General features: G+C 43.7%; 19 protein-coding genes. 10 read left to right on the top strand and 9 right to left on the bottom strand.

The window, feature by feature from the left end; genetic code table 11:
* Window position 1 precedes the first annotated feature (1 nt).
* From C1S73_RS26295 to C1S73_RS26265, 7 genes are all read right to left on the bottom strand, one after another.
* Window positions 2-1,915 carry a vWA domain-containing protein gene (locus tag C1S73_RS26295; protein WP_102778993.1) on the bottom strand — a complete coding sequence of 638 codons (1,914 nt, stop codon included), beginning with the start codon at window positions 1,913-1,915 and terminating at the stop codon, window positions 2-4.
* On the bottom strand, window positions 1,908-2,912 hold the full coding sequence (locus C1S73_RS26290; protein WP_038870345.1) for a vWA domain-containing protein: 1,005 nt from the start codon (window positions 2,910-2,912) through the stop codon (window positions 1,908-1,910). Before C1S73_RS26290 ends, C1S73_RS26295 begins: the two co-directional genes overlap by 8 nt.
* On the bottom strand, window positions 2,905-3,381 hold the full coding sequence (locus C1S73_RS26285; protein WP_038870347.1) for a DUF4381 domain-containing protein: 477 nt from the start codon (window positions 3,379-3,381) through the stop codon (window positions 2,905-2,907). The genes C1S73_RS26290 and C1S73_RS26285 overlap by 8 nt, the downstream gene beginning before the upstream one ends.
* A gap of 40 nt (window positions 3,382-3,421) precedes the next feature.
* Window positions 3,422-4,348, bottom strand: a complete 927-nt coding sequence (locus tag C1S73_RS26280; RefSeq protein WP_038870349.1) for a DUF58 domain-containing protein — start codon at window positions 4,346-4,348, stop codon at window positions 3,422-3,424.
* A gap of 14 nt (window positions 4,349-4,362) precedes the next feature.
* Window positions 4,363-5,319 carry an AAA family ATPase gene (locus C1S73_RS26275; protein WP_038870350.1) on the bottom strand — a complete coding sequence of 319 codons (957 nt, stop codon included), beginning with the start codon at window positions 5,317-5,319 and terminating at the stop codon, window positions 4,363-4,365.
* A 178-nt stretch (window positions 5,320-5,497) separates the two neighbouring features.
* Entirely contained in the window at window positions 5,498-6,223 is a 726-nt protein-coding gene (locus C1S73_RS26270) for a hypothetical protein (protein WP_227740555.1), read from the bottom strand.
* 19 nt (window positions 6,224-6,242) lie between these two features.
* Window positions 6,243-7,619, bottom strand: coding sequence for a hypothetical protein (locus tag C1S73_RS26265; RefSeq protein WP_038870352.1), 1,377 nt, complete (start codon window positions 7,617-7,619; stop codon window positions 6,243-6,245).
* 111 nt (window positions 7,620-7,730) lie between these two features.
* Between C1S73_RS26265 and C1S73_RS26260 the strand changes: the two genes are divergently transcribed.
* From C1S73_RS26260 to C1S73_RS26220, 9 genes are all read left to right on the top strand, one after another.
* On the top strand, window positions 7,731-8,474 hold the full coding sequence (locus C1S73_RS26260; RefSeq protein ID WP_080774284.1) for a Crp/Fnr family transcriptional regulator: 744 nt from the start codon (window positions 7,731-7,733) through the stop codon (window positions 8,472-8,474).
* A 188-nt stretch (window positions 8,475-8,662) separates the two neighbouring features.
* Entirely contained in the window at window positions 8,663-10,579 is a 1,917-nt protein-coding gene (locus C1S73_RS26255; RefSeq protein WP_038870353.1) for a methyl-accepting chemotaxis protein, read from the top strand.
* 58 nt (window positions 10,580-10,637) lie between these two features.
* Window positions 10,638-10,838 carry a restriction endonuclease subunit S gene (locus C1S73_RS26250; RefSeq protein ID WP_038870355.1) on the top strand — a complete coding sequence of 67 codons (201 nt, stop codon included), beginning with the start codon at window positions 10,638-10,640 and terminating at the stop codon, window positions 10,836-10,838.
* Window positions 10,839-11,016: 178 nt separating this feature from the next.
* Window positions 11,017-11,685: a LuxR C-terminal-related transcriptional regulator gene (locus C1S73_RS26245; protein WP_038870357.1), complete on the top strand. Its 669-nt coding sequence runs from the start codon at window positions 11,017-11,019 to the stop codon at window positions 11,683-11,685.
* Window positions 11,686-11,915: 230 nt separating this feature from the next.
* Entirely contained in the window at window positions 11,916-12,572 is a 657-nt protein-coding gene (locus C1S73_RS26240) for a LuxR C-terminal-related transcriptional regulator (protein ID WP_038870359.1), read from the top strand.
* Window positions 12,573-12,773: 201 nt separating this feature from the next.
* A complete protein-coding gene (locus C1S73_RS26235; RefSeq protein WP_038870360.1) occupies window positions 12,774-13,358 on the top strand; it encodes a calcium-binding protein in 585 nt (194 codons plus the stop codon).
* A gap of 64 nt (window positions 13,359-13,422) precedes the next feature.
* Window positions 13,423-15,141: a type I secretion system permease/ATPase gene (locus tag C1S73_RS26230; RefSeq protein WP_038870362.1), complete on the top strand. Its 1,719-nt coding sequence runs from the start codon at window positions 13,423-13,425 to the stop codon at window positions 15,139-15,141.
* Window positions 15,116-16,456 (top strand): HlyD family type I secretion periplasmic adaptor subunit, encoded by a 1,341-nt coding sequence (locus C1S73_RS26225; RefSeq protein WP_038870363.1) that lies wholly within the window; start codon window positions 15,116-15,118, stop codon window positions 16,454-16,456. The genes C1S73_RS26230 and C1S73_RS26225 overlap by 26 nt, the downstream gene beginning before the upstream one ends.
* Before the next feature lie 135 nt (window positions 16,457-16,591).
* Entirely contained in the window at window positions 16,592-17,152 is a 561-nt protein-coding gene (locus tag C1S73_RS26220) for a sugar O-acetyltransferase (protein ID WP_038870365.1), read from the top strand.
* 88 nt (window positions 17,153-17,240) lie between these two features.
* On the opposite strand, the gene C1S73_RS26215 is transcribed toward C1S73_RS26220, so the two are convergent.
* Both C1S73_RS26215 and C1S73_RS26210 read right to left on the bottom strand, forming a co-directional pair.
* Window positions 17,241-17,870 (bottom strand): response regulator, encoded by a 630-nt coding sequence (locus C1S73_RS26215; RefSeq protein ID WP_038870366.1) that lies wholly within the window; start codon window positions 17,868-17,870, stop codon window positions 17,241-17,243.
* A complete protein-coding gene (locus C1S73_RS26210; protein ID WP_038870368.1) occupies window positions 17,867-19,261 on the bottom strand; it encodes a sensor histidine kinase in 1,395 nt (464 codons plus the stop codon). The genes C1S73_RS26215 and C1S73_RS26210 overlap by 4 nt, the downstream gene beginning before the upstream one ends.
* A 370-nt stretch (window positions 19,262-19,631) precedes the next feature.
* Here C1S73_RS26210 and pstS point away from each other — a divergent pair, with 370 nt between their 5' ends.
* Window positions 19,632-20,666, top strand: a complete 1,035-nt coding sequence (pstS, locus tag C1S73_RS26205) for a phosphate ABC transporter substrate-binding protein PstS (protein WP_038870429.1) — start codon at window positions 19,632-19,634, stop codon at window positions 20,664-20,666.
* Window positions 20,667-20,673: the final 7 nt, after the last annotated feature.

The following is a 20,673-nucleotide window of genomic DNA, read 5'->3' as shown; positions in this document are numbered from 1 at the left end:
GTTACCATTCCTTATTTGTTTGTTGTGGAGGTCGTTTTTGTTGAGCTTGCAACTGCATTTGTGCTCGAATCAAAAAGCTTGGGTCACGCGCACTTTCTACTGCTTCTAAACGGCGGAACTCAGGATCGTCCTGATGCGTTTTTTCTGGCTGAGCTTGAGCCTGCATAGGTTCGCCTTTTTGCTCGCCCTGTTTCTCTTCTTCTTGCTTGGCTTTTTGTCGCTCAGCTTTCTGATTTTCTTGTTTATTTTCAGGTTCTTGCTGGTTTTGTGACTGCTGCCCTTGCTCTTGTTTAGCATCATTCTGAGACTTTTGTTGCTGTTGCTGTTGCTGTTGCTGTTGCTGTTGCTGTTGCTGTTGCTGTTGCTGTTGCTGTTGCTGTTGCTGTTGCTGTTGCTGTTGCTGTTGCTGTTGCTGTTGCTGTTGCTGTTGCTGTTGCTGTTGCTGTTGCTGTTGCTGTTGCTGTTGCTGTTGCTGTTGCTGTTGCTGTTGCTGTTGCTGTTGCTGTTGCTGTTGCTGTTGCTGTTGCTGTTGCTGTTGCTGTTGCTGTTGCTGTTGCTGTTGCTGCTGTTGCTGTTGCTGCTTCAGTTTCTCCTCTACAACCGACAGGTTCTTTTTCGCCGCCTCAAAATCGGGCTTCTCCTCTACCAATTGTTTGTAGAGGTTTGCTGCATCATCAAGTTGACCGTTTTGAGCAAGCGCATTGGCGAGGTTATAACGTCCATCTAAAGTCGAGTTGTTTGAGAAAGCCTCAATGGCACTTTCATAATCACCGGCTTGATAGCTAGCAGCACCTTTCCAGTTTGGGTCGGTAAAGGTGTTTTGTGCCTTTTCGTACTCACCTTGTTGATAAAGCTGCTCGCCTTGCTGGTTTTGATTTAGGAACGCGCTCGCTTCTGCTTTTGGTGTCCAAGTCATTGGTAGTACGGTCGCAACCAGCACCCAAACCATACCTCTACGAAAGAGAAGGACAGCAGGAATCAACAGCAGTGGAAGCAACCAGAAACCGCTATTTAAGCGCGAATCTGTTTTTACATCCTCGCTTTGTTTCGCGGCAAGGTTGTTACCAGCATTATTGGTAAACGCGGCAATGTTCTCTACATCACGGTTATTATGTTGAATCGGAACGAATAATCCGCCAGTTTGCTTCGCCAGCGTCTGTAAATTTTTCAGATTCGTTTTCGCCACAACCGTATTGCCTTGTCGGTTCTTCATCAAAGAACCATCCGGAAGAGCAATTGGTGCACCATTTGATGTTCCGATAGCAAGCACTGACACTCTGACATCTTTACCATTTAACAACGCTAGTGAACGTGATAGTTCGGAGTCATCCAAATCATCTGCCAACACGACGATGTCACCTTGATTGACACCGGCTTGTGTAAATTGACCAAGAGCGGTTTCTATCGCGGATGGTAAATTCGAACCTTGGTAAGGCATCAGTTCTGGCGATAGATTCTCAATAATGCCAGCAAGTGTACTCGAATCGGTTGTGAGTGGGCTTAAGGTATAGGCGTCACCTGCGTAAGCGACTAAACCTGTCGCACCTTCTCTCCACTTCGGTAATAAATCTAACGCTTTATAGCGTGTTTGCGATAGTCGATTTGGCTTCACGTCCGTTGCGTACATAGAGCGTGACATATCCAAGACTAATACTCGGTTCTGGCTCAGTTCGAAACTTAGGCGAGTATTCGATTGCCAGCTCGGCCCTGCCAAAGCGATGCAGGCGGTCGCCCAAGCGAGTCCCCAGATAGCAAAGTAATGTTTGGTCTTGATGGAATGACCGAGCATTTTTGCCAAGTGCGGCGCTATCAAGGACGACTTCTTGGTTTTGTACTGGTTATTTAGGGCTAAGACGATAGGAATGACGAGCAAACCCAACAGCCAATATGGATATAAGAATATAAACTCAGCCATGTTTTCTCCTTAGAACAAACAGAAACACGGAAAGAACGAGTGCTGCGCTCAGTGGGTAAGGGAACCATTCAGATTGAGGTCGCCAAGTCTGAGTGTCGCTAGAGACGGGTTCTAACTGGTTAATTGTGTCATAGATTTTTTCAAGTTCTTGCGCATCACGGGCACGGAAATACTGGCCACCTGTCATTTCGGCAATCTTAGTAAGTGTTTGCTCATCGAGGTCAGAAGCGGTGTTCACTTTACGAGACATGAAGAAGTCTTTCACCATCATCTCGCCCGCGCCGACCCCAACAGTGTAAATAGTGGCGTTGTATTTTTTTGCAATGTCTGCGGCTTCAAGTGGATCTAATACGCCTGCTGTATTGCTGCCATCACTAAGTAAAATCATCACACGTTGTGGTGCGTCGCTATCAACAAAGGTTTTGGTACCTAAGCCGATTCCATCACCAATCGCTGTGCGTTGTCCAACCAAGCCAATCACAGTTTGATTGATTTGTTGCATCACGGTTTTACGGTCCGCCGTTAGCGGTGTTTGTAGGTAAGCATGATCGCCAAACAGAACGACGCCCAAACGGTCCCCGTCGCGCTTTTGAACAAATTCAGACAGGACTTTCTTCACTGCTGTGAGACGGTCAATGTACTCGCCATTGTCGTTCATGTCTTCTTTTTGCATTGAGCCTGACAAATCGACGACTAGCATCATGTCACGGTACTTCGGTTGGAACTCAACCGGGTCGCCATACCAAACCGGACGAGCACAAGCGATAACCAATAAAGCCCAGATAGAAATAGACAGTGCCTTCTGGGCTAACTGTTTTGGCTTGGTGCTGTGTTTGTTGTCAGGCAAGTAGGCCAGTTTGATTTCAGCTTGCTGAGTCTCTTCAGGGAAGAACTTATAAATCAGCCAAGGTAGGGGCAGCAAAAGAAGAGCCCACCACCAGACCAACTCAATGTTAAACCATTGAGAGAGGCTCGATACGAGATTTGCCTCAGTCACGAGTTTTTGCCTTTTTCTTCGGAGGCAAAGCGCTGTCAATCCAGAAAGCACAATCATCAATCAAATCTTGATGCTGTTCTTGACCAGATTTTTGGTAAAGCGCGGCTTGCCACTGTTGTTGTTTGTCTACGAATCGAGTTTCTTTGGTGTAGCTATCAAGAAACTCATACCAAGCAGAGCCTGTTAATGGTGCGATCTCTTCCCGAGGGAAGTAACTCAAAGCCGCTTGGCGGAGAACCTCTAATGCAGAAGACGGAGTATGTGGTGTGAGCGGGTTGCTCAACAATTTCAAAGCGGTCTTTTTAGCGACAAGACGTTTTGAACGCCATCTTAAGTACAACACGACAATTACGATGGAAAGAATTATCCCGCTCAGAACAGCCCACCATCCCCAAGCAAGTGGGAACCAATCTGGTGCATTCGGTAGGATTAAAGGTTCAAGGTTTAGGCTTTGGTTATTCGTTGTCATTATTACTACTGCTTGAATGTTTTATATGTTGTTACTGTGGTTAGCTTAATTGCTGAATCAGGGGAAACCCACTGGACAGACTATTAAATGGAATCGCCATCGAGTGGCATTGTTGTTTGATGGCTTGCTGATGCTTATCGAAGTATGATTCCAATGCCTTTCGTTGTCCTTTTGAACCAAAGTTGAACCATTGACTTCGATGACCGTCAGACGCTTTCGCTTGACCTCGAAATTTGGTTTCACCTCGCTCTAAAGGGTCATAGAACTGGACTGCGCGAACGCTGTTGTGTTGCTTTAGTCGACGCAGTTGAAGCAATTCTTTCTCTTCCACTTGAGCAAAGTCGCTCAGCAGGATGAGTTCACTGCCTTTCGGCGTCAGGTTGTGCAGCGTTTCAATTGCGGCCATGTAAGGCAACGTGCGTGTACTGTCAGCGTGTTGATTCGTAAGCAATTGGTTGTGAGTATTCACTATCGCGTCAAGAATTCTCAGCCCTTGTTTTTGAAGAGAAGAAGGGCGGAACTCAATACACTGGGAACCATCATCAATCACCGCGCCGATGCGGTCTTTCTTGGCTAACGTCAGCCAAATCAATACGCTAGCGAAGTGCGCCAGTTGAACTGACTTCAATACATATTGCGAACCAAAGTGCATGCTTGGGCTCAAGTCGATGTATAAGATCACCGCTTGTTCTTTGTCTTCAGCAAACAACTTGGTGTGCGCTTTTCCCGTTCGGGCCGTTACGCGCCAATCGATGCTGCGAATATCATCGCCCGCTTGATATTGACGCACTTCCATAAAGTCCATACCGCGCCCTTTTTGACGGCTGGTATGGTTACCACTCATTTGCGACCAAATACTCTGTGCTGGTGGCAACCAACGAACCGATTGAGTGCGATATTGAAGCAGCTCTTCAAGGGTTAATGTCACCCCATTCGCATGAGGTGGCAATGCATATGATGCAGACATGTCCACCTACCTCTTTACGCGCTACCCACAAGGTTGAGCAACTTGTCGATAACGTGATTAGCTGTGATGCCTTCTGCTTGAGCGTGGTAGCTCAGAAGTAAGCGGTGACGTAGCACAGGATAAGCCATGGCTTGAACATCTTCTGGTGAGACAAAATCGCGACCGGCTAGCCACGCATGAGCACGAGCACAACGGTCAAGGGCGATCGTTGCACGCGGGCTTACACCCATAGATAGCCATTTCGCAAGCTCTGAGTCGTAATCGCTTGGCTGTCGAGTCGCCATCACAAGACGAACGATGTATTGCTCAATCGCATCTGCCATGTGGATGTTGAGTACTTCTTTGCGTGCGGTGAAGATGTCTTCTTGGCTCAAGCTTGGACGTTCAATCGTCGCTTCGCCTTTTGCCTCACCACGGTTGATGCGCAAGATAGCCAACTCGTGTTCCGCATCTGGATAATCCACATCAAGGTGCAACAAGAAACGGTCGAGCTGCGCTTCTGGCAGCGGATAGGTTCCTTCTTGTTCTATTGGGTTTTGCGTCGCCATTACCAAGAAAAGTTCGGGTAGCGCATACGTGTTGCGACCAGCCGTTACTTGCTTTTCTGCCATGGCTTCGAGCATTGCTGCTTGAACTTTGGCCGGCGCACGGTTGATTTCATCGGCAAGGATCAAAGAATTGAAAATCGGACCAGACTGAAAGGTAAATTCGCCCGTTTCAGGACGGAATATATCTGTACCCGTTAAGTCGGCAGGCAGTAGGTCGGGCGTAAATTGAATGCGGTGGAAATCGCCCTCGACACAATCAGACAGGGATTTTACAGCTCGTGTTTTTGCAAGACCTGGAGGACCTTCAACCAAGATGTGCCCATCGGCAAGTAGAGCGATCAGTAACTGTTTTACCAGATCATGTTGACCAATGATCTGGGACTCTAAATAGCTTTGAAGCGTTTCGAAGTTCGTTTTGTGCATTTTGTGGACTCTTTGGGTATCCATTTGATTCTTATTTTGTGTATTGGTCACTCATTCGTAGGGAAAAGTTCCAGTACGCCCATGTAATTTATCTTTCCAATATTGGGATCTTGCTATGGTTTACAAGCTGTTGGCGAGAAACTATCAATCAGCAACGCATATTTTGTTATCTATGTTCTCAAAAGGCATGTTTTAGTGTGAGCCAAAAGTTGTCATCTTCATCCGTATTCATCGCCACACTCGAATCTTTGGTGATGTTGTGCCCGACCTGTGTGACAAGTTCAAACAAACGGATCTTTCGCCCTTTTATACTATAGGTATATTGAGGCACTAAGTTAACGAACCAATCGCTAGTGACTTGCCAGCGTATAAACGTATATAAGGTCAAGATTGATGTGTTTGGGAACACAGAGTTTTTTGCTGCTTCATTTTCTGTCCAAGTTTCACCGTACAGAAATGCTGGATTCACTCTCAAATTCTCTAAAACGGGAATAATCTGTATGGCCCCGAGTGAAGCGCGATTGACCGCAATAGAGCCCGTATTATTGCGTTGGGCGTCAAGAAATAACCCAGTACCACTAGGTTTGTAGATAGAGAAATGACGTAAATGCACGGTTTCAAAATCGTCCTTGAATTGAAGAAAACTGTTGTGTCCCAACACACTGTCGGGGCTATTAAACCCGATTTGTCCAATTGCTCCATATCCATTGGTGCCAGTTCGTAAACCTATAAATGAGCTAAGAGCGGTAGGATCGTCGAGATCTTCGATCGTTTTAGGGGTTGTAGGTGATGCGTAAACACTAGTAATTAAGAGCATTAACAACAGAAACAGCACGAGTTTTAATAACATAGCGACCTCTGGATAAGAATAAATGTGAATCAATGGCAGGATAGAACCTGCCATTCTTAATGAGAGCTTGGGGTTAGTCTTCGTTACATGGGAACATGAGTTCGAAGTTGTTTGTGGTGGTATAGGAGGTTCTCGGGTAATACTCTCTCATCACAGGGGCTATATCTTTGTCCTGCTGAATATTTTGTATGGCGTGAGAAAATGTCGGAGAGGCAAGCATGTGGCGAATTTGAACGATTGACGCGTCTTTATCGATAATGCCATCGCCATCATCGGCCATTGGCAGCCAACCAATACCACATTGAGTAAAAGCATTGCGAGGTCTGTCTGATTTGCGACTTACGGCAATGGTATAGTAACCGTCTTTGTCGACAGGAATTCGTTCATCATAAAGGCAGTCATTGACTTTGGTAACGGCAAATCCTTTGTTGGAACAAACGGACCAATAGCGAAGTTCACCGTTGCCCATGGTTTTTTCACCGTAGAAAGTTTTAGGAGTGATAGGGGCTTTAGCGCGTAGCACAAACACCGGACCATGCTTGCGGTTGACGACAGTTCGAATATAGTTGTTGTCTAGATTAGGATAAAAGCCACCAGAACTACGCCTTGCCTCTGGGTTTATGTTTCCTGTATAAATTCCTAGCAAACTTTGGCGATCTAACTGGATGTGCCAAGTCGCTGGATTCGTAGCAGGGAAACCGGCAGGTTTGTTGGGCTGAGTCACCAGTTTTCGGTACTTTTCTACTGGTATCCCTAAAGCGTTCAACTTCGCTGCTAATGGTTGAGAGCTGTTCAGGGCGTCACACGCTTCTGGGCCTCTTAGCTCTTTACCTGACGCAAGTGTCACGACGGGCTCTGGCAGAGCAGCGTTTGCGGTGCCATCACTGTTTTCATCTTTTGCATAGATACGATAAATCAGTACTTGCTGATTGGCGGATGATTTTGGTGTGTGCAGTTCATCAGATTCAACACCTTCACGAGTTTGGCCTGCGGTGTAGTCTTTTGTTGGCTCCGAATCGAGAATTCTAACTTGATAGCTTCTAAATACACTGTCTCGTTGACTCCCGTTTCTAAAGGGATTTACGCTGCTTTGGCTCGGTTTAATCATATAGTCAGGTAAGGATTGAACTGGTCTTCCTCGATCGTCGTAGCTGATTAATGACATATAGCGGGAGTGGGGAAATTGGCCTTCTAATCTCAGTGTTGCACCTTCTGGCACGGTGAAAGCGGACCCCCAATATTTTACGGCAGCATCAGGGTAGGCAACGTTGATGTATGGATCGGCTGAGACCGGGCCGTAGCGAAAAAAGCACGTTCTTTCTCCTGGAATTCCCTCAAAATGATCATCGGCGACAGATGCAGTACTCCATGTTGCGCAGGTTAATAGAACGCCTAATATCGAGACGTGACTGAGTAATCTTCGGTGTGTTTTTAAGCATGGCATTAGCATTATTGAATCCTCTTCTCACAGCCTTGTTGCTTTTACTGGCTTTTCTTATCGGATAATTGTTAGTCTTTCGTAACAATTAATTAACAACATATCGAAGATAGGATGAGAACAATGTCTAAAAACTTACATTCTCATGTTGAGTTTCCACTTGGTCAGTTGGAACAAGATGCTTTGCTTTGTCAGATCTTAAATAAAGACCCAACGCTTCAACGCTTAGAGAAAAGTGCGATTGAAGAAATGATTTTGTCGGCAAAAATTGAGACTTATAAGATGCCGACGTTGCTACATTCAGCTCATAAATCCGTTGACACAATGCGGCTTGTTATATCCGGTCATATTGAGTTAGCGAGTTGCAGTGAAGGTGGTGACGAAGCTTGCATTGCGATACTGGGGCCGGGCAGTTGGTTGACATGGGTAGGTTGTTTTGAGAATGAACCCACCAACCATGATTTCTATTCGTCTTCTGACGCTGTGATCATTGCTATACCAGTCAAGAAAATGAGAGAGATCGCCTCGCGTTATCCTGTTTTATATCAGATTGCGATTCACGAAATCAGTTTCCGTTTCCGATTACTTATGGAGTGGACAACCGAATCTGTCCTTTTAAAGAATGAATACCGGGTGGCAAAGTTATTGTATTTGGTGAGTCGATTAAACGCACCCCATGGAGAGCCAAGTCCTATCTTATATACCCAAAACAAACTCGCCCATTTATCTCGATGTACTCGTCAGACACTAAGCCGTTCTCTGCAATGTCTGTCTAAAGAGGGCATTATTCAAATTGGCTATCGACGAATAGACATCATCAATCAAGATAGGTTAAACGCGTTTATTGCACAGGGATTGGCAGATTAGATTAGAAAAGATTCGTTAAAGAAGAAAGCGTTTCTGTTACATCATTTTTGCAGATTTTTGTGAGATTTTTCTCTAGTTTTGTAGGGCTGGGCCGATATAGATTCCGAGCCGTGCATAGCAAATACTCATGCACCAAGTTTACCCTGTTCAGAATGCAGATAACGAGTGATTCTTTTAAAGGTCCAAATATGTTGAAACTTACTTCTCTGAGTATCAAACAAAAGGTGGTACTCGGTATTACTTTTGCTGTTTTAGCCTCGACTATTATTGTCGGTGTCATGGCGCAGCGCCACGCCCGAGAGGTGCTTAGTCACCGTTTGATTGACATTGAATTGCCTGCGATGTTGCAGCAAATCAATACCGAAATTGACCGTGAAGTTGTCCAAATGCAACAAGCGGCAAAACAGTTAGCAACCAACGAATTTGTGGTTGAAGCCCTATCTACGACCGACCGTAACCCCATAGTTGAAGCGCAACTCGTTCAGCAACTCAATAATGTGAAATCTCAATATGAGTTAAACGATGCGTCTGTAGCAAACCGCCAAACCGCATACTACTGGAACCAGAACGGCTTTCTACGTCAACTCAATCGCTCACAGGATGGGTGGTTTTTTGGGTTCACCTCTTCGGGCCAAGACACGTCAGTGAGCGTGTTCCAAGAGTCCAATGGTGACGTGAAAATGTTTGCTAATTATCAAGATGTGAATGGCATCTCGATGTCTGGTTTGTCAAAATCGATGGATGATATGGTGTCGCTCCTGAATGGCTTCAAGATTGAGAAATCAGGCTATGTTTTCCTAACGAATAGTAAAGGTGACATCCAGATCCATCGCCAGCAAGGCAAAAATAAAACCTCAATTGGCCAACTGTTTGGAAGAGACGCTTCTCAGCTGCTTAACAAAGGTCATTTCAATCTCGTTACTACCGAATTTGAGGGCCAAGATATGTTTGTATCTAGCCTGTATGTGCCATCAATGGATTGGTTTGTGGTTGGTGTCGTGCCAGTGAATGAGGTATTTGCTGACCTTGATGCAACAGCAGAGAAAATGTTGTTTACGACAGCAATCGTGGCGCTAATCTTCATCGCAATGGGTATTTTGCTGGCAAACAGCATTACTAACCCAATTCGCCAAATTGCAGACCGATTCACTGACCTTGGTGAAGGGGAAGGCGATTTGGCTCAGCGTATCGAAATCAAAGGTAACGACGAGATTGCTCAGCTATCAAAAGGCTTTAATGGCTTTATTGAAAAGATTCACGCGACTATGAAAGAAGTGTCGTTAACCAGCGGCGCATTAAGCCAAGCTGCAGACAGTGTATCCAGCAAAGCCACATCAACGCACGATAATAGCCAAGAGCAGCGTGACCAAACAATTCAAGTGGTAACGGCGATTAACCAGATGGGTGCGACCATCAGTGAGATTGCCTCTAACGCTGCAACCGCTGCGGATACAGCAAACCAAGCATCTGATAACACACAGACAGGTCGCCAAGTGGTTACTCAAGCGAAAGAAGTGATCAGTCGCCTTGCCGATGACGTTGAAACGACCAGCATGGTAGTGACGCAATTAGCAACCACTACCAAGGACATTGGATCTATTTTGGATGTGATTCGTGATATCTCTGAGCAAACCAATTTACTTGCGCTGAATGCGGCAATTGAAGCTGCACGAGCAGGGGAGCAAGGTCGTGGTTTTGCTGTCGTCGCTGACGAGGTTCGAAACCTTGCTTCACGCACTGCTGTCTCTACCGAAGAGATTCAGAAGATGATCAACCAGCTTCAAAGTGACGCTCAAGATGCAGTGACTGCAATGGAAGCGGGTAAAGCGGTAACATTCGAAGGCGTTGCCTCAACTGATGAAGCGGTTGAAGTGTTAATGAACATCTCTGAGCGTATTGCCGATATCTCTGACCGAAACACACAAGTAGCGACGGCAACCGAAGAGCAATCAACGGTTGTACATACCATCAATCAGAACATTGAAGAAATCAATGCGATTAATGAAATGACCACGGCTACAGCTGAAGAGTTGGCAAGTGCAAGCCAAGACCTACAAGAGTTATCCTCTCGTTTGGATAAGATGGTTGGTAGCTTCAAACTCTAGAGTTGGATAGAATAGGCCTAATTTACAAGTTTAACGACTATATATTTAGGTAAGTACTATGAATGACTTCGAAAAAGAACTAGAACAGATTTCACAAGAAGCTGCTCAAGAGCCGGAAGTAAAGCTTCCTTCTTTAGAAGAGCAAAAGCAAATCGCTGCTGAACTGAAGAAGCTAGAAGCTGAAGGAAAGCTGACGCCAGAGGTTCTTGAGCAATACTTTGGTAAGTTCAATCAGAAAAATTCAACACCAGTGCACTAATAAAGGGGGAGTTTACGAACTCCCTTTTTCATACCTACCCATTAACTCACCTTCTTTAACTAGCTTTTAATCAATAAGTTATTCTTTGTTACTACTTTTTTTCATACTTGACAATACTGCTGCTCTATCTAAATCTATTGCTTATTTAAATCAAAATAACTAAAGGGCTGCAAAAGAGATGGAGTGTAAAAGTACAAGGAACGTCATATTAATTACTGAGGACAGTTTGCAGTCGTCTTTGCTTAAAGATGTTCTCGAAACCAAACTCAGTATTAACGTTGTTTTGATTACCCCAGAGAAGCTCAGTGAGCCCTTAAATTGCCACGGCTCAGCTTCGGCAACCTTAATCGATTACAGTGTGGTTTCAGATGAAATCTTTGCTCGTTATGTAGAATTCAAGAAAACTGAGCTAAAAGACACGATTGAAGTGCTGATCAATTGCGATAAAACCATTTCAACAGAAGAGCTGTTCGTTTGGCAGAATCTTGCCGGAATTTTCTATACATCGGATGATATTAATAATCTTCAAGTTGGAATTGGCAAAGTTTTACAGGGCGATATGTGGTTTAGCCGTAAGTTTTCACAACAGTATATTACGCACTTACGTCGACACAGCAGACCAGTTAATAAGAGCATGTCCGCAATTTTGACGAAAAGAGAACAGCAAATTATTACCTTCTTATCAATGGGGGCTTCGAATCAACAGATTGCTGAGCAACTATTTGTGAGTGAAAATACTGTGAAAACCCATCTCCACAATATTTTTAAGAAGATTGACGTGAAAAATAGAGTTCAAGCATTAATTTGGGCTAAAGAAAATATGTCTGGTTTATCAATAGCAGTATAAATTCAGCTAAGTTAGCGTTTATTTCTTCTAAATTGCGATGTAGATCTATCATTCATTTTTAATATGTAAGGAGTGTTTCTTTTATGAGAAACACTTTTTTTGTTTATGATTTTAACCAAATTGCAATTTAAAAAAGTATCAAATAACTCTACTCTATCGTCTAGCACTTAGATATGAGTTTAGGTGCTCAGCAATAACTATTAAATTCAGAATATTAAGTTAGTGAAAGTATGAGAAACATTATGGAACAGTATAAGGAAAGGCCCGAGATCCTAATGATCACTCAACAAAGTCTGCAGAGTGAAAATTTTAAGGAGATGCTTTCTAAAAATACAGAAACCAAAATAACCATCATCGATAGTAAAAATCCAAGCTACCACGAATTGATTCCTGAAGAGTATTTCCTGTTAGTTGATTTCTCTGTAGAAACACCATCTGATACTTTGGTTTATCTGAAAGATAATGAAAAAGTGCTAGGAACAATTATGTTAAACCTAGGGCATGAGCTTGATACAGAAGAATTAGCGTCATGGCCACATGTTAAAGGTATATTCGGTCCAAGCGATTCGATGGCGAAACTTTGTCAAGGACTTAAAGCGATTATTGATGGTGATAATTGGCTATCAAGACGACTACTTGAACAACTTTTGACTTATTACAAAGGTAAGGAGTCAAACTATGTTATTGAGCCAGCGATAGAAGTTGAACTTACTCGAAGAGAGGTACAAGTTCTTCAGATGTTGAAAGACGGTGGTTCTAATATGGAAATAGCAGATTCACTGTTTATTAGTGAGCATACGATTAAATCTCACCTTTACAACATATTCAGAAAAATTGAGGTTAAAAACCGCACCCAAGCGACAAGTTGGGCGAAGAGAAACCTTTAGTACTACTTTTAACTTTTTGTTTTAGATGTTGTTTATATCTAAAAGTACCACTTTTTGTAGTGTTAAAAATATTGATAGTTTGAAATATCAATCCATATTCAAACTTGTTCCTATGTTTATGTTTATTAGACTTCTCATGTCTGAAGGAAGTTAATCCAGACGTGAAGGTCTATTCAAATATAAAGCCAAGAGGGACATAAAATGAGCACAAATGACACATATTTCGGTGATTCGGGTGAAAATAACCAAGTCGCTGATTTTGATGGCGGCAATGACATCTTCGTCGGCTTTGGTGGCAACGATTCATTCGTTGGTGGCGGTGGTGACGATTTCGTTGTAGGCGGCGCTGGTAATGACCGTCTAACCGGTGGTGCTGGTGACGATATTCTAATGGCTGGTACAGGCAACGACTACCTTGGTGGCGGTACAGGTAGTGATTTATTGCTCGGTTTATTGGGAGATAACAAGCTAAACGGTGGCGTCGGTGATGATGTTTTGGTTGCTGGTTCTGGTGACAACGTTGTTATTGGTGGTAGCGGTGCAGACAAGTTCGTCTTTACGGACAAGTTTGGTGGTCACGGCGAGGCAAAAGTGGTTGATTTTACCATTGGTGAGGACTCCCTTCACATCATCAGTGATTCTGTAACGTCATATTCTGATCTTACTTTTACCTATGATGCGAAAGGTAATGCTGTCTTTACAGACGGCGTCGATCTCACCGTTAAACTTATTGGTGTTACACAAGAAGACATCAACTCATACGGTAGCGACTTGTTCATTATTTAGAATTGAGTCTATTTTAGGCGCTAGTATTTCTAGCGCCTACGCTTGCAAATATGTGGTAGTAATCGTGCAAAAAACGGTTTTCAAAGAAGTCAGACAAAAACTATGCACGCTCACAGGCTTGCTGATTGGTTTTAGTCTATTTATAAACTTATTAGTCCTATCTATTCCGTTGTACATGTTACAAGTGTACAACCGAGTCATCTCTTCTTATTCCATTGATACACTGCTCCTTCTGACGGTTATTGTCATTGCGGCTTTATTGACGATGTCTCTGATTGACATTGCTCGAGCTCAAATGAGCAAGACATTTGGGTATTGGATGGATGCGAAACTTTCGGTATTTATGCTGAAACGAAGTATTCAATATCAAGCTCATTCAGGGAAAAGCTACACGTCACAAGTATTAAGAGATATCCAAAACATCAAAAGCTTTCTAAGTAGCCAGGCCCCTTATCCTTTGCTTGACGCCCCTTGGACTCCAGTCTTTATTCTCTTCGTGTATTTGCTCCATCCTATGTTGGGACATATTGCTCTGGGCGGTTCTGTTGTGCTCTTTAGCTTAGGAGTGGTCAATGAATTAGTGACCAGAAAGACGATGCAAGAGAGTGAAGTTCGGGCTATATCGCATATAAATCATGCCGAGATCGCCACCCAAAATGCGAACTCAATTATGGCGATGGGGATGATGAATGCGTTTTTAGAAAAGTGGTATTCAAACGTTAATGAATCGAATCGATTGGAACAGCGAGTTACAGGTAAGTCGATTTACTTGGCCAACTTTTCCAAATTCGTTCGCGGTGCGTTACAAATTTGCTTGCTGGGTGGTGGAGCATTATTGGTTATCCAACACGAAATCACCGCGGGTGCCATGATAGCCAGTTCAATATTAATGAGCAGGGCGCTGTCTCCGATGGAGCAAGCTATCGGTACTTGGCGAAGCGCCATGTCAGCAAGAAATGCTTATCAGCGTTTATTTGAGATTGATCGAGTGGTTACGAAAGAAGAATCTGATATGCCTTTACCAAGGCCAAAAGGGCTCTTTGAGTTGACAGGAATGGCTTATCGCCACCCCGGAGCGAGTGAACCTGTTTTATCAGGTATTAGTTTATCTATTCCTCCTGGTGTATCTGTTGGTGTTATTGGCCCTTCAGGTACAGGGAAATCGACTTTTGCTAGGCTTTTACTGGGTAACATCAAGCCGTTAGCCGGCAAGGTAACGTTAGATGGGATGGAGGTCTCGACTTGGGCCTCAGAAGATCGCGGTGCCCACTTTGGTTATTTAGCACAAGAGGTTGAACTCTTCCCTGGTACTATTCGAGATAATATTGCACGTTTTAAAGATGAAGATCCTGCAAAAGTTATTCAAGCTGCTCAGCTTGCAGGTTGCCACGAATTGATTCTGAAAAAGAACAAGGGATATGATTTTGTGATTGGTGAGAACGGGCGTGGGCTTTCAGGCGGTGAACGACAACGTATCGCATTAGCTAGGGCTGCATATGGAGAGCCATCCGTTGTGGTATTTGATGAAGCGAATGCAAACTTGGATGGCGAAGGTGAAGCCGCTTACCAACGCTTGATTGCGCATTTGAAATCACAAGGTTCAACCGTCATTGTTATTGCTCACAACCCGAGCACGTTGAGACAAATGGACCGTCTACTCTATTTAGCGGAAGGCCGAATTAAGCTTTATGGAGCAAAAGACGAAGTGCTGAAGCGTTTGATGGGAGAAGAAAAAACAGACATACCGAGGGTGCGAAATGAGCAATCAACTGCCAACCGTTAATGAAATGGCTTCCGAAAAAGTCTTTCGCTTCAAACCAGATGCAGAGCTTCATTTAAAAGGGCCAATCTTTCTTGCTATTTTAACGCTGACTTTATTTTTGGGCGGGTTGGGTTATTGGGCGGCGACAGCAAAATTGGAGAGCGCAGCCATAGCTTATGGCGACCTTTCTGTCTTGAGCAAACGGCAAGAAATTCAGCATTTAGAAGGCGGAATTATCGATAAGCTGTATGTACAAGAAGGTGATCTTGTGGAAAAAGGCCAGTTACTAATACAGTTGTCTGAACGTCAAGCAACCGCCAAATTGGATGCGCTCGGTGGTCAATACATTCACACCTTAGCAAAGGAAAATCGTTTGAATGCAGAGTTAGATGAACTGCCTGATATCAATTGGTCTCAAGATCTTGAAACGATACAAAGCACCGATGTCGTGACTGAGGCAAAGTCAGTTCAAAACAAAATTTTTGAAGCCAGAAAGCGATTTTTCGACAGTAAATTAAGTATCATTAATCAAAGTATCTCGGGGGCGAACCTAGAGCTTGAAAACTTAAAGCAGACAAAAGTTATTGAAAGAGAAAGACTCAAGTTTATCGAGGAAGAAATCACAAGTAACCAAGCTTTGGTGCAAAAAGGCTTTTCTGGAAAATCGGCTTTGTTGCAGTTAAAGCGCTTGGCAGCAGAGGTGAGAAGCACACTAAGCCAATTAGATAGGCAATCACTGACGGTCAGTAAGCGATTGGATGAGAATCAAGCCAAGATAGAAGAACTTAGGCTAGAGCGACTTAATGAGATTGTTGAGGAGCTAAGAAACACCAAAACTGAGATGGTAACGATTCGAGAAGAATATCGCTCAGCAAAAGATGTGGTTGCGCGCACTGCTATTGTTGCCCCTATTTCAGGGAGAGTGGTTAATATGCAAGTCTTTACCGAAAAGGGCGTCATTGGATCTGGAGAGACCTTATTAGAGCTTGTACCTCAGGACGATAAGTTGCTGGTGGAAGCGAGAGTCAGTCCGCAAGATATCGATTTAATTACGCCAGGGCAGCATGCTCAGATCCGTTTGACAGCATTGAATGCTAGAACACTTGCACCTTTAGATGGAACCGTCTTGACGATTTCTGCGGATAAGTTGTCTGAACAAAATGAAGACGACTTCTATCTTGCTCGTATTGCACTTTCTCAAGAGGATGTGACCAAGCATAGGTTAACGTCAGGTATGAATGCTGAAGTGTTGATTCTCTCAGAACCTAGGACACCATTGAGTTATCTTGTTAAACCATTAACTGAAAGTATGAATCGTGCATTTCGAGAAGATTAATGGATGGTTTTTGTTTGAATTAACGTCATTGTGCCAACGTAAATTGCGTAAATAAATAATTCATTAGACGGGTCACATTTTGCGGTGTTGTGATGTGTTTTGATTCGTTTTTATTTTGGTGAGATGGTGTGTTCGGTGAAGACAGAAAAACAAAAGATGCTGGCTGGTGAGCCATATGATGCTTGGGATAAGGAGCTTTACCAGGCACGTATTGAGTGCAGAAAAATGCTACAAAAACTCAACAACAGCATTCCAGATACGGACGAATGGCGAAGCGCAATTGATACGCTTATTCCAGACGCTGAAGGTGCATTTTTAGAGCCGCCATTCCGATGTGATTATGGTTCTAACATCAAGTTAGGAAGAAACTTTTACGCGAACTTCAACTGTGTTGTTTTAGACGTCGCAGAAGTACATATTGGTGACAATGTGTTATTTGCACCCAATGTACAAATATACACAGCAGGCCACCCTTTGGGTGTGAAAGGTCGTGTCGAAGAAGGTGTTGAGTTTGGTACGCCAATTACGATTGGTGACAACGTATGGCTGGGCGGTGGTGTTATCGTGTGCCCTGGCGTAACGATCGGTGAAAATTCTGTAATTGGTGCGGGAAGTGTGGTGACAAAAGATGTGCCACCAAATGTGGTTGCTGCTGGCAATCCGTGTAAAGTCATTCGTTCAATTGAACAAAAATAAGCGAAGTAAAATATACAGCCCCGACAAGTAATACATGTGAAATTAGAAAGCCGACATATTGTCGGCTTTATCGTTTTGAATTGGCGCATTAAAGCATACTGGAATGGACTTGCTGCCCCTGTTCCGTGAGCGAGTAAATTCGACCATCTTCTTTGATCACCAACCCACTAATAACGAGTTGTTTGAGGTGGAAGTTGAACTTGGTATGATCTTCTATGCCCACGACTCGGCATAGATCCATAAACTTCATCTTTCGGTGGATTTTGAGTTGTTTAATCACCGAGCGTCGAATTGGGTTTGAGAGAGCGCTGAAGATTTGATCATGTTTACGTTCATCAAGTGGGGATTTCGGAGAGCGTTCTGCATGTACTCGTTTTAGCGTGACGGACAATGCAGCAAGGTTGAATGGTTTAGTAAGAAATTCATCCGCGCCTTTCTTCATGGCATCGACAGCAACATCAACGGTTGCAAATGCTGTCGTGATGATGATTCCTATATTAGGGTGTAAACGTCTTAAGGTCGATAAGGCCTCAATACCTGTCATCCCAGTCATGACAACATCAAACAATGCTAAATCAAAATACTGCTCGGATGCGATATCCAGTGCATCTTCCGCATTGTCGCATGCGATGACGTCAAAAGACTCCAAGGTTAGTGCCTCTACGAGGACTTCTCGCAATTCTACATCATCTTCTGCAAGTAAGAGTTTTAATGTCATTCAATATTCCTTGGTAAGCGGATTTCTACCGTTAAGCCTGTAATATGATCACTCTTTTTCGAGTTCCTCAAGTGTAGCTCGCCGCCGTGTTGTAAGATAATTTGATTACTGATAGCCAATCCCATGCCAGTGCCTTCGCCACGTGGCTTGGTTGTGTAGAAAGGGGTTTTTGCTTTAGCGATCTTATCTTGTGGCATACCTGTCCCCCAATCTGAGATCGAGAGTATCGCGACTAGCTTATCTTGATAGGTTTCAATATACAGTTGTTTATGTTCTTGGCTGGCATCGATAGCGTTGCCGATAATGTTGGTCACCACTTCTTCTAATTGCCCCTCATCGCCCAATACCTGTAAAGATTCGTCTAGTGACTGACTCACTAGGAAGCCTTCTAAGCGGTACTGATTCAGTGACAGTGCATTCTTCAGTACAGTATTGAGACAAACTGCTTTACGCTTTATGGGTTTATGATGAGCGTAATTTAGGACTTCATGGCTGATCTCTGCGGCTCGTTCAAGACCTTGGCGAATTCGTGTTAGGTGGCGATGACTTGCCTCGTTGTCTGGTAAGTGTTTTTCCAACAAATCGCAACTCATCGTTGCACTTGAGAGCGGGGTTTTGATCTCGTGAGCGACCGCAGATGTTAGCTCACCGAGTTCTTTTAATTTTGCGTCTTGTTGTGACTGCTGAATATTACTTTCTAGTTGCTTGTTCTTTTCATCGTCAAAAACTCTGAGAGCAATCCACAATGTACAAAGGATGCAGATCGCACAGATCGTGCGAACCACTAAAACCCACAGTCCCAAATCTGAGGTAAGTACGCCTGCACAGATTCCATATGCAAATAACGAGAGGCCTGTTAACTGGAATGGTAAAGATGCACCGTGTCCTTCTTTCTCGAGGATGTTGGCATAACTCATCATGGCTACACCTGATATCGCACCAGATCCTAAGCCGAATATCCAACGAACTTGGTTTGCTGTGTTGTGAATGTAAATCGCGTATTCATTACTTCCGAACCGAACAATTAAGCTGATAACAAATAAGGTAAGGACGGTGAGTGCGCCATATTTGATGGCTTTTACGTACTTCCAACCCGTCAGATCCAGCATTTTCCATGCGAAAGCGCCAAGCGCAATAAATGAGAACCAGAGTTTGAATACCTTAAAAGTCTCTATCCCCTTGGTAAGCGCGAACTCATGCTCATACATAACTAGATAAAGTTCAGACCATTCGTGAAAGCCATGGATGAAACCGAACATGGCAAGAATAGGTAATGCAGAAGCGATAGCGATACGGCTTTTGCGTAAATCTCGAAAAAGAATGGCAAAAAAGATGGCGAAGAAAGCTAAGCCATAGAAGAGGTAGATCTTGAAGATGAGTAACATGTCCATCATCTGAGTCTAAATGAGTCCTTATCCTTCATCAATATTTAATATTTGCAATCTTATTATGGCGCATTGCATACATATCCTTTTACATCTTCACTTACTTTATAAAAGTCTTGTGAAGTTTTCTTATCATAATTAATTCTGCCGAGATAATTGTTATTCACATTGTGTGGTTTAGTCTCGGTGTTTAATAAAACTGTCATATTGAATTTCTAATCTGCACCCGTCGATTGGTGAGCACCGATTGATTGTTGGATTTATTTCAATACCTAGTTTTACTTGAACACTAAAACTAATCTGGGCTAATTAAATGTTGCTTTTTTATTAGCCCAACTTCATCGCTAAATTATATCGGAGATATATTGTGAAATTCATGAAATCAGCTCTAGTGTCTTCAGTTCTGGTTGCAGCATCATTTGGCGTTGCTGCCAAAACAACGATCAATGGTGCTGGTGCGACATTCCCTCATCCAATTTATGCGAAGTGGGCTGAGCAATACCAAAAGGAAACGGGCGTTCAGATTAACTACCAAGCGATTGGTTCTGGCGGTGGTATCCGTCAGATCACAGCAAACACAGTAGACTTTGGTGCGACAGATGCGCCGTTGACCATTGAAGAGTTGAACAAAGAGGGCATGATTCAGTTCCCAATGGTGATGGGTGCAATTGTTCCTGTAGTAAACATCCCTGGCATCGATGCTGGTGAAGTCAAGCTAACAGGTAAAGTGCTTGCTGACATCTACCTAGGCAACATCAAGAATTGGAATGACCCGGCGATTGCAGCGCTAAACGAAGGCGTGGAGTTACCAAATCAACCTATCTACGTAGTGCACCGTTCGGACGGTTCTGGTACGACTTACAACTTTACTGATTACCTAGACCGCGTAAGCCCTGAATGGCATGAATCTATTGGTGTTGGTAAAGACATCACATGGCCAAAGAAAGCAACAACAATTGGCGGGAACGGTAACGCAGGTGTCGCAAACTTCGTAAACCGAACTCGCGGAGCGATCGGTTATGTGGAATACGCATTTGCTAAGCAAAACGACCTTGCTTACACACAAATGCAATCTAAAGAAGGCAAGTTCCTAAATCCAAGCATGGACACTTTCCAATCAGCTGCAGCTAACGCTGATTGGGAAAATGCACCAGGTTACCACCTGCTACTGAACGACCAGTCAGGTGCTGATTCTTGGCCAATGACGGCTGCTACATTCATCCTAATGCACACAGACCAGTCGGATGCGAACAAAGCAAAAGAAATCGTGAAGTTCTTTGAGTGGAGCTATGAGCAAGGTGAGCTTGCGGAAGAGCTAGATTACATCCCAATGCCAAGCAAGGTAGTTAACATGGTTAACGAAACTTGGAAAAATGGTTTGAAATCAGACGGCCAAGCGATTATTCAATAATTAATTA

Origin of the sequence: Vibrio jasicida 090810c (assembly GCF_002887615.1) — a bacterium.
Lineage (GTDB): Bacteria > Pseudomonadota > Gammaproteobacteria > Enterobacterales > Vibrionaceae > Vibrio > Vibrio jasicida.
This window is presented reverse-complemented; position numbering and strand designations above follow the sequence as displayed.

Bases quoted from the DNA above. Each gene is read 5' to 3' on its own strand.
- C1S73_RS26295 (WP_102778993.1), bottom strand. From the start codon at position 1,915: ATGGCTGAGTTTATATTCTTATATCCATATTGGCTGTTGGGTTTGCTC.
- C1S73_RS26285 (WP_038870347.1), bottom strand. From the start codon at position 3,381: ATGACAACGAATAACCAAAGCCTAAACCTTGAACCTTTAATCCTACCG.
- C1S73_RS26280 (WP_038870349.1), bottom strand. From the start codon at position 4,348: ATGTCTGCATCATATGCATTGCCACCTCATGCGAATGGGGTGACATTA.
- C1S73_RS26275 (WP_038870350.1), bottom strand. From the start codon at position 5,319: ATGCACAAAACGAACTTCGAAACGCTTCAAAGCTATTTAGAGTCCCAG.
- C1S73_RS26270 (WP_227740555.1), bottom strand. From the start codon at position 6,223: ATGGCAGGTTCTATCCTGCCATTGATTCACATTTATTCTTATCCAGAG.
- C1S73_RS26265 (WP_038870352.1), bottom strand. From the start codon at position 7,619: ATGCTAATGCCATGCTTAAAAACACACCGAAGATTACTCAGTCACGTC.
- C1S73_RS26260 (WP_080774284.1), top strand. From the start codon at position 7,731: ATGTCTAAAAACTTACATTCTCATGTTGAGTTTCCACTTGGTCAGTTG.
- C1S73_RS26255 (WP_038870353.1), top strand. From the start codon at position 8,663: ATGTTGAAACTTACTTCTCTGAGTATCAAACAAAAGGTGGTACTCGGT.
- C1S73_RS26250 (WP_038870355.1), top strand. From the start codon at position 10,638: ATGAATGACTTCGAAAAAGAACTAGAACAGATTTCACAAGAAGCTGCT.
- C1S73_RS26245 (WP_038870357.1), top strand. From the start codon at position 11,017: ATGGAGTGTAAAAGTACAAGGAACGTCATATTAATTACTGAGGACAGT.
- C1S73_RS26240 (WP_038870359.1), top strand. From the start codon at position 11,916: ATGAGAAACATTATGGAACAGTATAAGGAAAGGCCCGAGATCCTAATG.
- C1S73_RS26235 (WP_038870360.1), top strand. From the start codon at position 12,774: ATGAGCACAAATGACACATATTTCGGTGATTCGGGTGAAAATAACCAA.
- C1S73_RS26225 (WP_038870363.1), top strand. From the start codon at position 15,116: ATGAGCAATCAACTGCCAACCGTTAATGAAATGGCTTCCGAAAAAGTC.
- C1S73_RS26215 (WP_038870366.1), bottom strand. From the start codon at position 17,870: ATGACATTAAAACTCTTACTTGCAGAAGATGATGTAGAATTGCGAGAA.
- C1S73_RS26210 (WP_038870368.1), bottom strand. From the start codon at position 19,261: ATGGACATGTTACTCATCTTCAAGATCTACCTCTTCTATGGCTTAGCT.
- pstS (WP_038870429.1), top strand. From the start codon at position 19,632: ATGAAATCAGCTCTAGTGTCTTCAGTTCTGGTTGCAGCATCATTTGGC.